General features: G+C 44.0%; 16 protein-coding genes. 5 read left to right on the top strand and 11 right to left on the bottom strand.

The genetic code is table 11. The features are described from left to right. Window positions 1-549: 549 nt before the first annotated feature. Window positions 550-1,827 (bottom strand): DUF1176 domain-containing protein, encoded by a 1,278-nt coding sequence (locus tag ACTXGL_RS09340; protein ID WP_443526447.1) that lies wholly within the window; start codon window positions 1,825-1,827, stop codon window positions 550-552. Between the two features lie 230 nt (window positions 1,828-2,057). After that, on the bottom strand, window positions 2,058-2,897 hold the full coding sequence (gene yghU / locus ACTXGL_RS09335) for a glutathione-dependent disulfide-bond oxidoreductase (protein WP_443526445.1): 840 nt from the start codon (window positions 2,895-2,897) through the stop codon (window positions 2,058-2,060). A 384-nt stretch (window positions 2,898-3,281) separates the two neighbouring features. Between yghU and ACTXGL_RS09330 the strand changes: the two genes are divergently transcribed. Beyond that, window positions 3,282-4,658 carry a DHA2 family efflux MFS transporter permease subunit gene (locus tag ACTXGL_RS09330; protein WP_443526443.1) on the top strand — a complete coding sequence of 459 codons (1,377 nt, stop codon included), beginning with the start codon at window positions 3,282-3,284 and terminating at the stop codon, window positions 4,656-4,658. Window positions 4,659-4,851: 193 nt separating this feature from the next. On the opposite strand, the gene bfr (ACTXGL_RS09325) is transcribed toward ACTXGL_RS09330, so the two are convergent. The 3 genes from bfr (ACTXGL_RS09325) to ACTXGL_RS09315 form a co-directional block, all read right to left on the bottom strand. Next, on the bottom strand, window positions 4,852-5,334 hold the full coding sequence (gene bfr, locus ACTXGL_RS09325) for a bacterioferritin (protein ID WP_443526441.1): 483 nt from the start codon (window positions 5,332-5,334) through the stop codon (window positions 4,852-4,854). A 63-nt stretch (window positions 5,335-5,397) separates the two neighbouring features. Further along, the gene (gene bfr, locus ACTXGL_RS09320; RefSeq protein WP_319051701.1) at window positions 5,398-5,886 is read right to left on the bottom strand and encodes a bacterioferritin; all 489 of its coding nucleotides are present in this window, start codon (window positions 5,884-5,886) and stop codon (window positions 5,398-5,400) included. Window positions 5,887-6,263: 377 nt separating this feature from the next. Beyond that, window positions 6,264-6,455 carry a (2Fe-2S)-binding protein gene (locus ACTXGL_RS09315; RefSeq protein WP_319051702.1) on the bottom strand — a complete coding sequence of 64 codons (192 nt, stop codon included), beginning with the start codon at window positions 6,453-6,455 and terminating at the stop codon, window positions 6,264-6,266. A gap of 290 nt (window positions 6,456-6,745) precedes the next feature. On the opposite strand from ACTXGL_RS09315, the gene ACTXGL_RS09310 reads away from it, so the two are divergent. Beyond that, a complete protein-coding gene (locus ACTXGL_RS09310) occupies window positions 6,746-7,075 on the top strand; it encodes an ArsR/SmtB family transcription factor (protein WP_443526439.1) in 330 nt (109 codons plus the stop codon). Between the two features lie 101 nt (window positions 7,076-7,176). Here the strand turns inward: ACTXGL_RS09310 and ACTXGL_RS09305 are convergent, their stop codons facing one another. The 5 genes from ACTXGL_RS09305 to ACTXGL_RS09285 form a co-directional block, all read right to left on the bottom strand. Further along, window positions 7,177-7,899 (bottom strand): sulfate/molybdate ABC transporter ATP-binding protein, encoded by a 723-nt coding sequence (locus ACTXGL_RS09305; protein WP_319051705.1) that lies wholly within the window; start codon window positions 7,897-7,899, stop codon window positions 7,177-7,179. 110 nt (window positions 7,900-8,009) lie between these two features. Further along, entirely contained in the window at window positions 8,010-8,945 is a 936-nt protein-coding gene (gene cysW, locus ACTXGL_RS09300) for a sulfate ABC transporter permease subunit CysW (RefSeq protein ID WP_443526436.1), read from the bottom strand. A gap of 1 nt (window position 8,946) precedes the next feature. Further along, window positions 8,947-9,831, bottom strand: coding sequence for a sulfate ABC transporter permease subunit CysT (gene cysT, locus ACTXGL_RS09295; protein WP_443526434.1), 885 nt, complete (start codon window positions 9,829-9,831; stop codon window positions 8,947-8,949). 208 nt (window positions 9,832-10,039) lie between these two features. After that, complete coding sequence (locus ACTXGL_RS09290; protein WP_443526432.1) at window positions 10,040-11,134, bottom strand: sulfate ABC transporter substrate-binding protein; 1,095 nt, start codon at window positions 11,132-11,134, stop codon at window positions 10,040-10,042. Window positions 11,135-11,417: 283 nt separating this feature from the next. Then, on the bottom strand, window positions 11,418-12,446 hold the full coding sequence (locus tag ACTXGL_RS09285; protein ID WP_443526638.1) for a sulfate ABC transporter substrate-binding protein: 1,029 nt from the start codon (window positions 12,444-12,446) through the stop codon (window positions 11,418-11,420). 440 nt (window positions 12,447-12,886) lie between these two features. Here ACTXGL_RS09285 and ACTXGL_RS09280 point away from each other — a divergent pair, with 440 nt between their 5' ends. After that, complete coding sequence (locus tag ACTXGL_RS09280) at window positions 12,887-13,408, top strand: hypothetical protein (protein WP_443526430.1); 522 nt, start codon at window positions 12,887-12,889, stop codon at window positions 13,406-13,408. A gap of 109 nt (window positions 13,409-13,517) precedes the next feature. Here ACTXGL_RS09280 and sat read toward each other — a convergent pair whose 3' ends face one another. After that, window positions 13,518-14,768: a sulfate adenylyltransferase gene (gene sat, locus ACTXGL_RS09275; protein WP_443526428.1), complete on the bottom strand. Its 1,251-nt coding sequence runs from the start codon at window positions 14,766-14,768 to the stop codon at window positions 13,518-13,520. A gap of 344 nt (window positions 14,769-15,112) precedes the next feature. On the opposite strand from sat, the gene ACTXGL_RS09270 reads away from it, so the two are divergent. Further along, window positions 15,113-16,804 carry a nitrite/sulfite reductase gene (locus ACTXGL_RS09270; RefSeq protein ID WP_443526427.1) on the top strand — a complete coding sequence of 564 codons (1,692 nt, stop codon included), beginning with the start codon at window positions 15,113-15,115 and terminating at the stop codon, window positions 16,802-16,804. Beyond that, on the top strand, window positions 16,797-17,414 hold the full coding sequence (locus ACTXGL_RS09265; protein ID WP_443526426.1) for a DUF934 domain-containing protein: 618 nt from the start codon (window positions 16,797-16,799) through the stop codon (window positions 17,412-17,414). Before ACTXGL_RS09270 ends, ACTXGL_RS09265 begins: the two co-directional genes overlap by 8 nt. Window positions 17,415-17,469 lie beyond the last annotated feature (55 nt).

The raw sequence follows: 17,469 nt of genomic DNA, 5'->3' as shown, positions 1-17,469 counted from the left end.
AGCTGCTGTAAATTCAGCAAACTTGATGCATACCACTGATAACCGTTCACCACGCTGCTCTTATTAACTGACTACCGAACAATATAAAATTATCGATAGCTAGAAACCAAGCCAATAGAGCTTAGCGTCTTTATAATAAATGCGTTCGTGCTGTCTGACGTATTTTGGTGGTAGTGCCGAGTGTCTTATCCTTGCTTGATATACGCTCATTATCGATGCTTTGTCCAAAGCAGATAAAGGCAAACAGCAACCAATCTAGACCCTATTTATGGGGCAGTAGATAAGATATGAGTCAAAAATAACGGATATTGTTATAAAAAGGTTATTTAAGTACACAAAATCATCGGCAACAATTACTTATGGTCATCCTAGACCCAAAATCGCAGGCGATGTTATCAATCTCATAATTCACGATAGCCTGAACTAACGTGGCGACGCAGTATAGCACAATAAAAAATTATATGTACCTATTTCTTCAGATACTGAGTAAATAGGCTTCATATCATCAATATTGAGACTATTAAACAGTTGATCTCATACGATATATGACTATCTGACGACTTTGACATCAGTGACATAGGTCGGTAGCTGCCAAGCACCGCCCGCATCGATAAGTCGGCAAAGTCCAGTGGTGCTCTCGTGACTTTTCTCAAACGCGCGTCCTGTCCATACCCAGTCAACTTTGCTCATACAGTCGCCGATACCGCGTCCTTTTTGTACTGAGCTCAGCTTACCTTTGTCATAGCTTGTGGCGCTGGTCGTCACCAATGTCGGCTTATATGGTTTGCTATCATTGAGGACCCATGCACCGCCACCTGCGTTATAAGCGGCTGTCCAGCAATCATGCTGTGCCAGCAATTGTGAACCATTCAAACGACTGACACGCCAAGGAGATTTGTCCGATAGATTTGGGCAGTCGCCATCTGCATCCTTCATCGTGCTCTTCATTAATGACGCTAATTGAGAAGACTTCATGACAAATTTTTTGTCATTACTCGAATCAGCTTTACCACTTGGCTCTACAAAACGTAATACTGGTACCGCTCTAGGGGGTAGTACGCTGCTATTCGACTTCGCTGTGCCATCACTAGTGATAAAAGCGCTTGGCGTGCCTACTCGTCCTTGGACATCATCAGCTTTTAGCATGACCGCACTAGCGCCTTTGTCTGAAAGCTCCCAGCGTGAGTTACGCAGCGTCAATGTGATCTTACTCGATCTCTGCAGTGCATTGATGAGCGCTGTCACCTGTGCTTGAGTGAGCTCAGCGTTACCTGCCGCTGTAGAGTATGGCTTGGTTTCACCGTAATTTCTGTCATTGATAGATAGGGATATTCGATGACGGTTACCCAACTGCATTAAAGCTTTAGAAGAGCTGTCTCTTGCGCCGCCAAGTTTTACCTTGCCATCCACACCGGCATCTGCCCCTGCACGGCGTGTCAACAATATAGATACGGGGAACTCGCTGTTATTTTCTGCTTGATACCCTGCCAGCCGGCAAGTGCGGGTATTGTCACAGACCACCTGCCAGTCTTGACTGGTAAATTCGGTGTGTGCATGTGACACACTCGCTGTACCGAACAATGCAGCCCCGATAGCGGCAATCATGGGTAAATGCATTTTGTTTTTTGGGCGAGAGACAGAGGCGTTTTTTATTATTTTAGCATCAGACTCCAAATGCCCGTCACTATCCACGTTATGAGCATCACAATTTCGTCCCTTTACATCCATGCGGTGAAAAACCCCATTATCATCACTCAAGCCATTGACGCCCAAATGATCAGAACAGCTCAGCAGTGATCCTGTGTTCGTGTTGTTATAGTCCTTCATAGTCATTACCCATCAATCGAATAAGTATAAACACCTGTCCATTACGACAGTAAACCGCTATCTTAACGTACCAATGTTTCTATCTGTTATTCTAATGTAGCATTATGTAAGCATAAAATAAAGTACACCTCCCTCTTTATATCCATAAATCAGCATTAAAGCAAAAAAGGCTGATAAGTGAACCACTTATCAGCCTTGCTACGATACTTAGACAGCCTACAACGTCTAGGTTAGTTGATTGGCTTTAGCTCCAATGCTATCGCACGTTTGACGGCAGGGCGCTCAGCAATGGCATGAGCCCAGCGCTGTACATGCTTATAGTCTTGTACTTGTAAAAACTCTGCTGCATCGTAAAGCTTACCGAGCACCAACTGTCCATACCATGCCCACACGATCATATCCGCTATATTGTAGTCAGCCTCGTCATTGCCACATAGGTATTGGTTGTCTTTTAGATGAGTATCTAATACATCAAGCTGACGTTTAGTCTCCATCGTATAACGATTGATTGGATACTCTAATGGCTCTGGTGCATAGGCATAGAAGTGTCCAAAGCCGCCCCCTAAGAAAGGCGCACTACCCATTTGCCACATAATCCAAGATAGGCAATCTGCTCGCGCTTTGCCTGGTGATAAAGGCAAGAATTTGTCAAACTTTTCTGCTAAGTACATCAAAATAGCACCTGACTCAAAAAGTGCGATAGGCTCGCCCGCGGTATCTGCAGAATGGTCAACCAAGGCTGGAATTTTTGAGTTAGGGTTTATCGTCACAAAGCCAGAGCCAAATTGCTCACCTTGAGAGATATCAATTTTATACGCATCGTACTCAGCGCCACTAATACCAGCTTCAGCCAGCTCCTCTAGTAATATATTTACTTTGACACCATTGGGTGTGTTTAGGGAGTATAGTTGTAGCGGCGCATCCCCTATCGGTAGCTCTTTGTCATAGCGTGCTCCAGATGTTGGGCGATTGATGCTAGCAAACTTACCACCATTATCTTTATCTTGTGTCCAGAATTTAGGTGGCACGTATTTGTCATTTTGCACATTGTCAGTTGTTTCAGTACTCATAAAATATCCTTAGTGATGACTATTCGTTATTATTCAGCTTGTATTTGCTCTTATTGTTTGGTGACTATCTTCTTAGTCACTCGATAATATGACTGGCTGGTAAGACTTTACTATAACGACAACCTCTACTGACATTAAAGTCCTATCTTGTAATCAATGTTGCGATTCCATGGCTACCATGACGTTAGCCGACTAATAGATACCGTATGGAAAATGCTATAGCGCGCCACATAGTCTATTAGCAGGCTCTGCTATCGCCTCCGTTACCTTGAGTCACTTTTATTATCATTCAGGCTTTCTTATACTACTCAGCTTGTATGGCGCACTCTGATCGCAAACCTACGATCTTTCCTACTTCATAATCAGACCCCTAATGGGATTGACATGCTAACGCTTACCCCGACACAAGATAAATATCTACCCTATGTACTGGCGGTAGCGCTGTTTATGCAAATTTTAGACGCCACTATCTTGAATACCTCATTACCGCAAATGGCGCAAGCATTGGGTGAGTCTCCCTTAAAGATGCAGTGGGCAGTCATCAGTTACGCACTGACATTAGCGATTTTTATTCCTATCAGCGGGTTCTTAGCAGATAAATATGGCACCCGTCGTGTGTTCTTATCAGCGATTGTGATCTTCTGTATTGGCTCAGTACTGTGCGCCGCCTCGCCTACCCTAGATTTTTTGATTGGTTCACGGGTGATACAAGGTATTGGCGGTGCGATGATGACGCCCGTTGCTCGTTTGATATTGGTGAAGTCATACCCACGCAATAAGCTGCTCACCGTCATGAACTTTGCGGTCATACCAGCGTTGGTCGCGCCCTTAGTAGGACCCGTACTGGGCGGCTATATCGTGCAGTATGCCAGCTGGCATTGGATATTTTTGATTAACATACCAATGGGGGTAGCAGGGTTTATCATGGGCAAAAAACTGGTGCCTGCTTTATTTGAAGATACCAAGCGTCTGGATTGGACAGGGTTTTTACTGTTTGCCGCTGCCGCTTGTGGGTTTACGCTTGCCGTCGAGTTTGGTTCACATACAGGGCGCGGACTTTATGGCTTATTATTTGGTTTGGGTGCAAGTTTATTGATGGGCGCCTATGTCTGGCATGCCAAGCGACGATCAACGCCTCTGTTTCCCTTGAGTTTATTTGATATTCGCACCTTTCGTATTGGAATTACTGGTAACCTATTCACCCGCCTTGGTATCAGTGCTGTGCCGTTTTTGCTACCGCTACTGCTACAGGTGGTGTTTGAATATTCACCCTCGCAGGCAGGGTGGTTGCTCGCCCCCATTGCTGTTGGCGCTATCGGTATTAAGCCTTGGGTTAGCAAAATTATCCAGCGTTTTAGCTATCGCAAGGTTCTGGTATACAACACTTTATTTATGGGCTCTCTCATCATTGTATTGGCGCAGTTTAATGATGCCTCGCAGTGGTTGTGGTTTATACCCATACTAACCATAATGGGCGCTTGTAACTCAATGCAGTTCAGTGCAATGAACACCATTACAATCGGTGATTTGCAAGGAGCGCAGACCAGTAGCGGGAATAGCTTGATGGCGGTCAATCAGCAGTTGGCTATTAGCTTCGGCATTGCTTTTGGGGCAGCGGTACTAAATATCCTGCGTGAGCGCTTGCAAATGGATACGCTAGTCGCCTTCCAAACCACTTACTGGATATTAGGGATCTTGACGATACTATCAGGGTTATACTTTTTGCGCCTAAAACCTGAGGACGGTCGCGGCTTATATTGAATATTAACGATAACGGTTCTAAAAATACACATCGTTAAAGGTCGTTAAAAGACAATGCTGTCAAAAATCATGTCATAGATGACATCATTACTTTTAAAGGCAAAGCGTACACACATAAAAAAGCCAGCGTATCACTGGCTCAAAACCAATAGTACGCTGGCAAGTTCATATTACGCCTATCTATAATAATGACCTAAGGCGCGTCATCATCGTTGATCTGTGATTGGATATAGCGCTCTGCACCAATACTCTCAATCAGATCTTCTTGGGTCTCTAACCAGTCCTGATATTCTTCGTTACCATCTTTCAAAGTGACCAGTAGTTGACGAGAGACATAATCAGACTTTGTCTCGCATAGAGTGATGGCATCAGTAATAATACTAAATTTTTGCTTTTCTAAACGCAGGTTGCAATCGATGACCTCTGGCACATCTTCACCAACCAACACTTTACCCAGTTCTTGTAAGTTTGGCAGGCCACCTAATAGTAAAATACGCGCAATCAAATCATCTGACCACTTCATCTCAGCAATAGATTGCTTATAGAGTGAATCGTTAAGCGCCTCTAATCCCCAGTGACGAGCGATACGCGCGTGCAAAAAATACTGATTGATTGCAATCAACGACTGCCCAAGCACTTTGTTTAGTGCGCGAATAACTTCTTTATCCCCTCTCATTACCTCTCTCCCTTTCATATTTATACTAAATGCTATGGTGTTTTATTCATGTCTATTATGATATCAGACAAGATTAGGAGTCACCTCAGCCATTTGGCTTTGTAGGTAATTGGGCAGACCAATCATATCAATCAAACGTAGCTGCTGCTCTAACCAGTGTGCATGATCCTCTTCCGTATCTTTTAGCTGCTCAACCAACATCTCACGCGTGACATAGTCATGCTCTGCTTCACAAAGCGCGATGCCATCTTTTAAATGCTGCTGTACTTGGTACTCTAAATCTAAATCAAGCTGCAACATCTCAGGAACAGTGCTACCGATATTGATTTTATCGACTGTCATCTTAGGGGTGCCGCTCAGCATCAAAATACGGCGGACAATCGCCTGTGCGTGCAGCGTCTCATCATCCATTTCGTGATGGATACGATCATATAATTTGCCGTAGTGCCATTCAGCATACATCTCTGAGTGGATAAAATATTGGTCACGAGCGGCAAGCTCGCCGCCTAGCAAAAAATTCAAATAATCAATAACTTTTTGGCTACCTATCATAATGCGTACTCCTCTATTTATTTTTTGCACTTCACCTTATATTCACAATTAAATATATAAGGACAGCATGATTGGTAAACTGGTCAGTAAAGAGCAAAGTCAACAAAACATCTTACAATCTTAGACAGATATAGTAGCATACAGGCGCTATATAGCATGTAATGTTGTGAACTAAGAATAAGATGCTAATTGAGAATTATAATTGTCTACAATTGCTAATCAGGATACTTGATACAAGTCTGTAGCAAGTAGGTCGGTGTATCAAAGAGGTTATATGGACGCTTGCAACCTACCCCTTATGTATAATGAAAGAGTAAATGCAATATATTGAATATATATTTTTATGTTGGAAATACAATAGCTTACGCTAAATATACTTAAACCGCATATGCTAAAACATCGAGACTGGCATGATGCTCGTCCAAGTAGTCATTAACCATAGGCTCGCAGCATCCACAGCACGTTGCCACATCTAGAGTGTCTTTTAGACCATCAAGGGTATCGACACCAGATGCAATAGCTGCCTTGATTTGCTTTTCTTTTACGTTGTTGCAGATACATACGTACATGAACGGGCTCCTCTGAATACCACTACTTATTCGATGAATCACGATATGCAGTATAATAACGATAACTATTATCATTTTCAATAACATTTAACATCTTTTTTTAGTCGCAGCAGTATTACTATGTCTTTTTTCATCTATTTATGTAAGTGGATATAAGCGTGCATGTAACCGAATATTGTCGAAGGTAGTGAATTAACGATGAACTGTAATTTTGCTTATTTTTTAATCGATTTTGTAGATGACTGCTGTTATATTGAACCCCTATAAACGAAGCCCATTGGAATTTTCCTATGTCTGATAATAATTTTACGATACGACCTATTGATTTGTTTAAAGTCTTATCTGATCCGACACGCCTAAAAATATTTCAAATTCTTTTCAAAAAAGAAACACGTTGCGTGGGCGATCTAGTAGACATGCTTGATCAGCCGCAGCCCACGATATCGCGGCATTTGAACCATTTGAAAAAATTAGGTATCTTAAGCTGTGTACGTGACGGTACATGGATGTGGTATGAGGTCGCTGATGATTTACCAGAGTGGTGTCAAGAGATCTTAGACATCACTTATGATCAACTTGCCCCAAGTGATATCGACAAAGACGAGTCAAAACCTGCTTAAGTATCATAAAGGCGACGGTTCAGTTCACTGTAGCTAAGATGATGAGAGCAGCCAATAAAAAAGCCTACATAAGTAGGCTTTTTTATTGGCTCGTCAGCTGCTTATGTCAGATCTAAGAAGTCACTGATAAACGCATTGGCTGGCTGATGTATCAGCTCCTCTGACGTCCCTACCTGCTCTACTCGCCCTTGGTTCATCACCACAATCTCATCTGATACGGCGCGAGCTTCTTCCTGATCGTGAGTCACCATGATGCTTGTGATACCGAGCTCATGATGGATGTTTTTTAGCCACGTACGTAGCTCTTTACGTACTTTGGCATCTAGCGCGCCAAATGGCTCATCAAGCAGTAATAGCTTTGGCTTTACAGCGAGTGCGCGCGCTAGTGCAATACGCTGACGTTGACCACCTGATAACTGATGTGGATAAGCATTGGCCACTTGTGGGAGCTGTACCAGATCTAGTAGCTCTGCCACACGCTTATTGATATCCGCTTTACTAGGTCGCTCATTTTTTGGTAGTAGTGTTAGACCAAAGGCGACATTGTCTGCGATGTTCTTATGGCGAAATAGCGCATAGTGCTGAAACATAAAACCAATATGGCGCTTTTGTACAGGGGTATTGGTGACATCTAACTCATCAAACAATACCTGCCCAGAGTCAGCATATTCTAAGCCTGCGATAATACGTAGCAACGTGGTCTTACCGCAGCCTGAAGGACCTAATAGCGTCGTCAACTTGCCAGTCGGTACAGTGATATTGATATTATCTAAAGCCGTAAAGTTACCGAATTTTTTATTAACGTTGCGAATCTCAATGCTCATAATCGTATCTCTTATTATGTCTTTTGTCGTATCGTAGCAAGGTACTGGGTAGCTACTATGTCAGTCCTATTAACACTGCCAAGTTGGATATCGTTGAATCGCGTTACTTATCACTTATCAACACTCTCAGCTGTTGCAGTCGTTGCATTGGCACTTACTGGTAGCTCAGGTGCACTCGCTAAACGCTCAGACTTTGCAAACTTACGTTCTTGCATTTTGGTCATGACTTGCTGAATCAATAGCGTTATCAAGGCAAGTGCGGCCAGTAAGCTCGATAAAGCAAACGCAGCAGTAAAGTTATAATCGTTGTAGGCAATCTCAACCAATAGCGGCATGGTGTTGGTCTCACCGCGAATATGACCAGATACAACGCTGACAGCACCAAACTCACCCATCGCACGCGCATTGGTCAAAATCAAACCATACAGCAGTGCCCATTTGATATTAGGCAGTGTCACATGCCAAAAAGTCTGCCAACCACTCGCACCTAAGGTTAACGCTGCTTGCTCCTCAGAGTCGCCTTGGGTTTGCATCAGCGGTATCAACTCCCGTGCGACAAAAGGAAAGGTCACAAATAGTGTCGCCAAAATGATACCAGGTACGGCATAGATCACCTGAAAGCCCATACTCTCAAGCCAGCCACCGATTGTAGAGTTCAGACCGAATAGCAGCACAAACATCAAACCGGCAACAACTGGTGATACTGAGAACGGTAAATCAAGCAGTGTGGTCACCAGCTGCTTGCCTTTGAACTGGTAGCGTGTGACCAACCATGCAATCGCAATACCCATCACCATATTGATCGGCAACACAATGGCGGCAGTAATCAACGTAAGCTTGATGGCTTGCAATGCTTCAGGATCAACCAATGAGGCAAGATATAACTGCCAGCCATTTTTGAATGCTTCATAAAACACAGCCAATAATGGCACCACAAGCATCAAGACCATAAACAGCACGGCAATAACAATAAAGGTGCGGCGTATCCATGGGGAATCTTTAGTCGCTGCGTTTTTTTGGTAGTCGTAGCTATTGGATATTTGCATATTAGCGAGCTCCTACACGGCGCGACAGTTTCCACTGCATGATATTAATGGTCAACAAGATAATAAACGATATGAGCAGCATAAATAGTGCGACCGCAGAGGCGCCTTGAATGTCAAACTGCTCAAGCTTACTGATGATAATGAGTGGCAAAATTTCAGACTGCATCGGTATGTTGCCAGCGATAAAGATAACCGAGCCATACTCACCAGTCGCACGAGCAAACATCATACCTGCACCCATCAGCAAGGCAGGCAATAACTCTGGCAAGATCACTTTACGAAATGTCGTGAGACGATTGGCACCCAAAACCGCAGATGCTTCTTCAAACTCGACTGATAGCTCAGCGAGTACTGGCTGCACGGCACGAACGATAAAGGGAAAGCTCACGACGACCAGTGCCAACCAAATACCTATTGGCGTAAAGGCCACCTGAATATCAAACTTGGCAAACCATTGACCAATTAAGCCATTAGGCGCATATAGAGTCGCCAGTGAGATACCTGTTACTGCCGTTGGCAACGCAAATGGAAGATCGACCAAAGCATTGATGAGTGACTTTCCCCAAAACTCATAGCGAACCAGCACCCAAGCGACCAATGTACCAAACACCATGTTGGTCAGCATCGCCAAAAACGACATCCATAAGCTCAGTTTGATAGCAGCAGTGACCTGCGGCTGAGTAATGGTATCCCAAAACCCAGTCCACCCCATCTGGGTTGTGGTATAGGCCATCATGGCAAACGGTAGGACTACCAATAACGACAAGCTAAAGACAGTTATACCCATGCTCAGACCAAACCCAGGTAGCACATTGCGCTGACGCAAACGGGTTAGCCAACCCTTTTTATTGGCGGGTTTACTGGCAGAAGAAGATGTTGCACTCATAGTGATGTCCTATTGCCTAACTGGTGGTACTTAGCGAGGGTGCTCACCGTAAGACCATTATTACTATTGTTATAAAAATTATTATTGGTCGGCTTATGATATAAAGGACATAGTGCGTACGACCATGTCCTTTATGGGGTGCTTCATAACTAACTGTCGAGCTAATCAATGTCTAGCGCAGTAGCGGCTCTAAATCATTGACTAACAATTACTGCGGTGCATTAATCGCTAGCTGGTCAAACACACCACCATCGCTGAAGTACGTGCTCATGATCTCGTCCCATGTGCCAAAGGCATCGTTCGGACGGAAAGTTTCAACTGGCGGCAGTTTATCGCCATTTTTTTCAAGAACGCTTTGGACACTAGGGCGCAAGTATAGGTCAGCTGCTAGCTGCTGAGCAGGCTCACTCCACAAGTAATCAAGATACGCTTTGGCAGCGTCTGTAGTGCCCTTTTTATCTGTTACGGTCTTCACGACAGCCACAGGGCTCTCTGATTTGATTGAGTATTTTGGATACACGATATCGACTTGACCAGCACCGAAATCAGTCGCTGCTAGGTTTGCTTCGTTTTCAAAAGTGACCAAAACATCACCGATACCGCGCTGTACGAAAGTCGTCGTTGCTGCACGTCCGCCATTCTCATAAACTTTGACATTTTTTAGCATGTCTTTGACGTAGCCTTTAGCTTTTGTTTCATCTTCATTAAAAGCATGTAGACCATAACCATATGCACCTAAGAACGCATAACGACCGTTACCTGTGACCTTCGGATTGGCCATGACGATCTCAATACCGTCTTGGGTCAAGTCTTCCCAGTCTTGAATATTTTTTGGATTGTCTTTACGTACCAAAAATACGATTGTACTGGTGAACGGAACCGCATTGTCTGGGAATTTGCTTTCCCAATCTGACTCAACCAAGCCTTTTTTCTCAAGTAACTCAATATCAGAGCCTTGGTTCATAGTAGCAACATCTGCTTGTAGGCCGTTAGCAACAGACAACGCTTGCTTGCTTGAGCCGCCATGCGATTGCTTAATTAAGATATCGCTGTCTGGGTTCTCAGCTTTATAGTGCTCAACAAACAATGGGTTGTAGTCTTTATAAAAGTCACGTGCCACATCGTATGAGACATTCAGTAGCTCAATGCTCTGCCCTTCTGCTGCCGTACCATCAGCGTTAGCAGCCGCATCAGTCGTCTCGCTATTGCTACAGCCAGCCAGACCAAGTGTCAAGGCAACGCCAGCAATACTTAAGGCACTAAGAGTTTTACTTTTTTGTTGATAACCGGCTACGTCTGTCATAAATACCTCAAAGATGTCTGTTGTGTGATGCAAGTATGCTAACAGTGCCATCTTATTATGTTTAATGATGAATATGCGTATGTTATTGCCAAAAGGGAATAACAAGCGGACAATTCTAAACATATCAATAATTTATCACACTACGAGTTATGTATAACTGTTGGTTTAGCAATGGACAGTGTTGCTACTGGCACAAATGCGATCTGCCTTACATATGCCTTCTTGTATGTACCTTAGTAATGATAGGCAAGATAGACAGTTCTACAAATTAGATAATCAGCGGCTACTTGCTGCTCGTCTTGGTGCTCGCCAGCTGATCAAAACGGCCGCCATCGACAAAAAATCCATCCATAATTTGGTTCCATGAGCCAAAGACCGTCACAGGATCAAACGTCTCGATATCAGGTAATGTATCCTTGTGAGTGGCTAGGACTTGCTCGTTACTTGGGCGCATGTACATCTCTGCCATGAGCTCTTGTGCAGGCTTGTCCCATAAACCTTTCAGATAAGCATTTGCCGCTGCCGTCTTACCTGATTTTTCAGTCACTGCCGTGACCACTGCTACTGGGTTGGCGATGGTAATAGAGTAGCTTGGATAGACGATATCGACCTGACCTTTGGCAAACTGCTTGGCTGTCAAATGCGCTTCGTTTTCAGTCGTAATCAGCACATCCCCTAGGCCGCGCTGAGTGAAGCTGGTAGTTGCTGCACGCGCGCCATTGTCATAAGTGACTACGTTTGCTAGCAGCTTTTTGATAAAGCCATCAGTTTTAGTAGGGTTTTCGCTGCTCTTTTCTTTAAATTGATGCAGCCCATAGCCATAAGCACCTAAGAACGCATAGCGTGCCGTGCCACTGGTCTTGGGGTTAGGGATAACGACTTCGACATCATTACGTGCCAAATCTGACCAGTCTTTAATGTTTTTTGGATTGCCCGTACGAACCAGTAGCACCATCGTACTGGTATAAGGGACAGCGCCATTGGGTAACGCTTGCTGCCAGTCAGTGCTGACTAAGCCTCTCTCGACCAATAAGTTCATATCGGTTTCTTGATTAAAAGTCACCACATCAGCCTGCAAACCATTGGCCACGGACAGTGCTTGCTTACTTGAGCCACCATGTGATTGGTTGACCTTTACCTCGCTGTCTGGATGGGATTTGAGATAATCAGTACGAAATAGCTCATTGTAGTCTCTATAAAAATCGCGAGATACGTCATAAGAGACATTGAGCAGGCTAACGTCTTGTGAGTCGTTATTGCCAGCTGCGACGGCATCATTCTGTGTGGCTTCAGTTGGGCTACACCCAGTCATTATGGCCGCTGCAGTAATGATACTGCTGATACCAAGAGTCTTGGCGGATAGGCGACGGTCACTCACGAACTGAATGTTTGTTGTTTTTTGCATGAGATTCTCAGTAAAGGTAATAGAACGTTTGTGCCAAAATAATTTTCACTATGAATGACTATTTTGGAGGACGTTTTTATTTTTGGGTCTTGGGGAGGATGAAAGCTATGCTATCAGCATAAATAGCAAACGCTTAGTGACGAATTCGCTTATCGAATAGTGATGTTGGCATAAGTGCTGTCAGTCTTTGTTTGACAGCATGAGGAGTAAAAAAAGGTACATCACTGCTGGCAGGTTTATTCAGTAGACTATAATTTGGGTAATCGGTACCATTGTTTGTATACGATAAGGTTTTCAGACCCTAGTAATTTGAATCTTTACCTTTTTACTCGACCAAAGGCATTTATATGACTCTTTCGTACCGTCGCTTTTATTCTGCTGGTAGGCTCATGATGATCACCTCTGCCCTTATGGCTTTAATAGGCTGTAACAACATGTCGCCTACTATGAATAGCGCTAATCAAAGCACTATCAAATCAGTAATTAGTTCAGTAGATGAAGTTTTTGCAGACAAACTTTCAGCGGATTATGCTTCTGCAGACTACGATAAACGTGCTCAAGGCTATGACTGGGTTGGCGTAAAGGTACGAGCAGAGAGTGATCAGCAGATTGATATTAAAGTTCGTTCACGCAGCGATATCAAAAAACCTACTTGTCACTTCGATGGCAAGGCGATACTCATGGGGCAAGATGCCGCTCACGGTACGATTTTTCAGGCACAGGTAAATGACAGCACCGCCTTTTTTCAATTTAAAGATGACACTCTCACCATCGACAGTACAGACAAGTATGCACTGAACTATTTTTGCTCAGGTGGTGGCTCGCTTGCTGGAGAATATAAAAAGTTGGCAGCAGGTCTAGAGATCTAATAGTCAGCGCTGGTGTTTGGAAATAGTAGAAAAAAAGGTGCCAGACCATAAGTCTGACACCTTTTTTATAACTGGTTTCGTACGCGTTATTTATACTGATGATCAGTCGTTATACCGCAGACGCCCCTGTTAATTTAACTTCAGCACGTTCTTCGCGAGCGATACCGGCGTAGTAATCACGCAAAATCTGTAATACTTCTGGACGACTAAAGTTATCTGGCACATCCATGTCTTCTGATAGTGCTTTACGCAGTTTAGTACCTGAGACTTTAACGTGCTCAGAGGCATCGTGCGGACAAGTCTTGTCAGAGGCCATCGCATTACAAGCATTACACCAGAACGTCCAGCCAATTTTTAGTGGTTGGGTGATAAGGTCATCTTTACCAACATGTTCAAAAATCGTTTGTGCATCAAACGCACCATAGTAATCACCCACACCCGCATGGTCACGGCCGACAATCAGGTGGCTACAGCCATAGTTTTGACGGAATAGCGCATGCAGTAGCGCCTCGCGTGGACCGGCATAGCGCATGTCTAACGGATAACCCGCTTGGATAACAGTATCTTGTCTAAAGTAATTATCGATTAGCGTTTTGATGGCTTCTTGACGGACTTCTGCTGGGATATCGCCCGGCTTTAGCGCGCCTAGTAATGAATGAATCAATACACCATCACAGATCTCAATTGCAATCTTGGCCAGATATTCGTGTGAACGGTGCATTGGGTTACGCGTTTGAAATGCCGCCACTGTCTTCCAGCCTTTAGCATCTAAAATTTCGCGTGTCTCTGCGGGCGTTTTGTAGATCTCTGGATATAGTGTTGGGAACTCGCCTTCACTCAATACTTCAACGCTACCGGCAATATTGACAGCTTCTTGATTCAGTACTTGCTGAACACCTGGATGCTCTGAATCGGTAGTTGTAAATACTTGCTGGCACTCGTGCTCTTTATCGATAGTGTAGGTTTCTTCTACTGTCAAAATACCCATGACTTCGCCATCTTGAGCAACTAAGGCTACTTTGTCACCTTGACTCAAACTGTCCGCAGTCTCTGTTGGCGCAGATAGCGTGATAGGAATTGGCCAAAACAAGCCTGCGTTTTCGCCGCTTTGCAAGCGCATGTTGTCTACCACGCCCTGCCAGTCCGCTTGATTCATAAAACCATTTAGTGGCGTGAAGCCGCCGATACCGAACATGATCAAATCACCGCGCTCACGTGAGCTGAGGGTAATAGATGGCAATGTGCTGGCAAGCTCTAACGCTTGAGCACGTGCATCATCATTTAATAGTAAAGGTTTAAGTACGTCACTACCATGTGGCGGAACGAGTTTTGACTGGGTCGGAGCTTGAGTTTGAGTCATATAATTTTTAAAACCTCTTAAATAAAAGAATGGTCGAAGAAAATAAGTTGCTGTAAAGTGTCGCTTATATAGGTAGCTGCTAGCAAAAAATAGTGTAATAGTCGTTAGAGGAGTAATAACCATCAGGCATTGAATTTGATACGCATAGGCTACCTAACTTTCGTTATGAAAATTTATGCTGTGTTTGGATATGGATATGTCTGAAAGGAATTTATGATTCTGAGTGCAAGCTTATATCATGTATAGCTGAATTATGCGCATTGCACCCGGCAATAAAACCTATTACACACGCAAATCATTTTCGTCGCTGATTTTAAAATTAAAAACAAAACTGAGATTACGTCATGTATCAATATAATTACGCTGACCAGACTTTGGTAGAGGAACGAGTTGCCCAGTTTCGCGACCAAACTGAGCGATTTTTGGCAGGTGAGCTGCCAGAAGAGCAGTTTTTGCCACTGCGACTGCAAAACGGCCTTTACATCCAGCGTTATGCGCCAATGTTGCGTATTGCCATTCCTTATGGCTTACTTGCCAGCTATCAATTGCGAAAATTGGCTGAGATTACTCGCAAGTATGACAAAGGCTATGGGCACTTCACGACCCGTACCAATATTCAGTTGAACTGGCCAAAACTAGAAGACGTGCCAGATATCCTAGCTGAATTGGCATCGGTACAGATGCATGCCATCCAAACTTCAGGCAACTGTATCCGTAATACCACAACGGATCCGTACGCTGGTATTCATAAAGAAGAGATTGCTGACCCACGTCCTTACTGTGAGATTATTCGTCAGTGGTCAACCTTCCACCCTGAGTTTGCTTTTTTGCCGCGTAAATTTAAGATTGCTGTGATCGGTACCAATGATGACCGCGCAGCAACGCAAGTACACGATGTCGGTTTACACGTAAAAACCAATGATGACGGTGAGATTGGTTTTGAAGTATTGGTTGGTGGCGGTCTTGGACGTATTCCTGTCCTTGGTAAAGTTATCAATAAATTCTTGCCACGTCAGCATTTGCTGAGCTATTTAGATGCTATCTTGCGTGTCTATAACTTGCATGGCCGCCGTGACAAAGGCAGCAAATACAGATCACGTATCAAAATTTTGGTCGAAAGCATGGGCGGTCCAGCGTTTGCCAAATTGGTCAATGCTGAATGGGAAGCCCACACCAAAGATGGCCCACTTACCTTGACTGATGAGAACTTTGCAACAGCGACTGGTTTCTTTAGTGAGCCTGACTATGCATCGTTCGACGCACTACAAGTACAGTCTGAGCTACAACAGCAACTAAACGCTGATAAAGACTTTGCCAATTGGTATAACCAAAACACCGTAGCGCATAAAGTAGCAGGTTATCGTGCAGTCGTAATCTCGCTTAAAGCGGGCTTGGTTGATGGTAAATACGTACCATCTGGTGATGTCAGTGACTCGCAAATGGATGCACTAGCTGATTTGTCTGATAAATACAGCTTTGGTGAGCTGCGTGGTACGTATCAACAGAACTTAGTATTCGCTGACGTACAGACCAACCATCTTTATGAGTTATGGCAGCAGCTATCTGACCTACATTTAGCACGCGCAAACATCAATACCCTAACAGATATGATTGTCTGCCCAGGTTGGGATTATTGCTCGCTTGCCAATGCAACGACGCATAACATCGCTGAGCAAATCGAAAAGCAATTCGATGATCTTGATTATCTGTATGATTTAGGTGAGATTCGTCTGAACATGTCTGGCTGTATCAATGCCTGTGCGCATCATCATACAGGCGATATCGGTATCTTGGGTGTTGATAAAAAAGGTGAACATTGGTACCAGATCAGTCTTGGCGGTAACTCTAGCGATGATGCCAAACTTGGCAAAATCTTAGGCAAATCCGTCCCTGCTCTTGAGGTCGCCAGCACCATACAGCAGATCGTTGATGTGTACGTGGACTTACGTGCCAGCACAGACAATGACGTCGAGAGTTTCGGTCAATTGGTTGAGCGCGTTGGTATTGATCCATTTAAGGAGAAGGTCTATGGCTAATCATCATATTTTGGACAATCATGGCGTAGACATTAGTAGCCAAGACACCTGGCATGTACTCACTACGAATGATCTGCCTGAGAGTATCGTATCGACTAATATCACGTTGCTTGAGCTACTACAAAAGCAAGAAAAGCCTGATGTGATCGTACCGCTTACTGACCTATTAGACGAGTCAGGCGCGCAGGCTGGTGGTCTGATTAAAGAGGTTTATGAGCTGATCGTACAGCACAGTAGCCGACTTGGATTATGGGTTACCGCCGATACAGATGCTGATGCACTAGAAGGCATTAGTGAATTACTATCAGCGCAGGCATTGATTGTTATTGATGTGCCTAAGTTCGCTGATGGTCGTCACTTTAGTTTTGCACGCACCCTGCGCCAAATCGGCTATACAGGTGAGATTCGTGTTGCTGGTGCGTTTGGCCGTGATCAAATTGCTTATATGTTACGTGTGGGCGTTGATAGCTTTGTATTGAGTGAGCATGACCTAGAAGCTGATTCTAAATTTGGCATTGAGCAAGCCTTTACAGCGCTTGCTAGCAGCTATGATGGTCGAAGTGCTTCGGATTTACCGATGTTTGCATCATCAGAGCCATCGGTCGCATAGTTGTCGTATTAACTACAAAACTTTATATTCATCACTGATAATTTTATATTAATAA

The sequence above is a fragment of the Psychrobacter sp. T6-6 genome (assembly GCF_052258185.1).
GTDB lineage: Bacteria > Pseudomonadota > Gammaproteobacteria > Pseudomonadales > Moraxellaceae > Psychrobacter.
Note: the sequence above shows the minus strand (reverse complement) of the source record. Positions and strands in the feature narration are given on the sequence as shown.

Coding starts and splice junctions, on each gene's coding strand:
- ACTXGL_RS09340 (WP_443526447.1), bottom strand. CDS start 1,827: ATGAAGGACTATAACAACACGAACACAGGATCACTGCTGAGCTGTTCT.
- yghU (WP_443526445.1), bottom strand. CDS start 2,897: ATGAGTACTGAAACAACTGACAATGTGCAAAATGACAAATACGTGCCA.
- ACTXGL_RS09330 (WP_443526443.1), top strand. CDS start 3,282: ATGCTAACGCTTACCCCGACACAAGATAAATATCTACCCTATGTACTG.
- bfr (WP_443526441.1), bottom strand. CDS start 5,334: ATGAGAGGGGATAAAGAAGTTATTCGCGCACTAAACAAAGTGCTTGGG.
- bfr (WP_319051701.1), bottom strand. CDS start 5,886: ATGATAGGTAGCCAAAAAGTTATTGATTATTTGAATTTTTTGCTAGGC.
- ACTXGL_RS09315 (WP_319051702.1), bottom strand. CDS start 6,455: ATGTACGTATGTATCTGCAACAACGTAAAAGAAAAGCAAATCAAGGCA.
- ACTXGL_RS09310 (WP_443526439.1), top strand. CDS start 6,746: ATGTCTGATAATAATTTTACGATACGACCTATTGATTTGTTTAAAGTC.
- ACTXGL_RS09305 (WP_319051705.1), bottom strand. CDS start 7,899: ATGAGCATTGAGATTCGCAACGTTAATAAAAAATTCGGTAACTTTACG.
- cysW (WP_443526436.1), bottom strand. CDS start 8,945: ATGCAAATATCCAATAGCTACGACTACCAAAAAAACGCAGCGACTAAA.
- cysT (WP_443526434.1), bottom strand. CDS start 9,831: ATGAGTGCAACATCTTCTTCTGCCAGTAAACCCGCCAATAAAAAGGGT.
- ACTXGL_RS09290 (WP_443526432.1), bottom strand. CDS start 11,134: ATGACAGACGTAGCCGGTTATCAACAAAAAAGTAAAACTCTTAGTGCC.
- ACTXGL_RS09285 (WP_443526638.1), bottom strand. CDS start 12,446: ATGACTGGGTGTAGCCCAACTGAAGCCACACAGAATGATGCCGTCGCA.
- ACTXGL_RS09280 (WP_443526430.1), top strand. CDS start 12,887: ATGACTCTTTCGTACCGTCGCTTTTATTCTGCTGGTAGGCTCATGATG.
- sat (WP_443526428.1), bottom strand. CDS start 14,768: ATGACTCAAACTCAAGCTCCGACCCAGTCAAAACTCGTTCCGCCACAT.
- ACTXGL_RS09270 (WP_443526427.1), top strand. CDS start 15,113: ATGTATCAATATAATTACGCTGACCAGACTTTGGTAGAGGAACGAGTT.
- ACTXGL_RS09265 (WP_443526426.1), top strand. CDS start 16,797: ATGGCTAATCATCATATTTTGGACAATCATGGCGTAGACATTAGTAGC.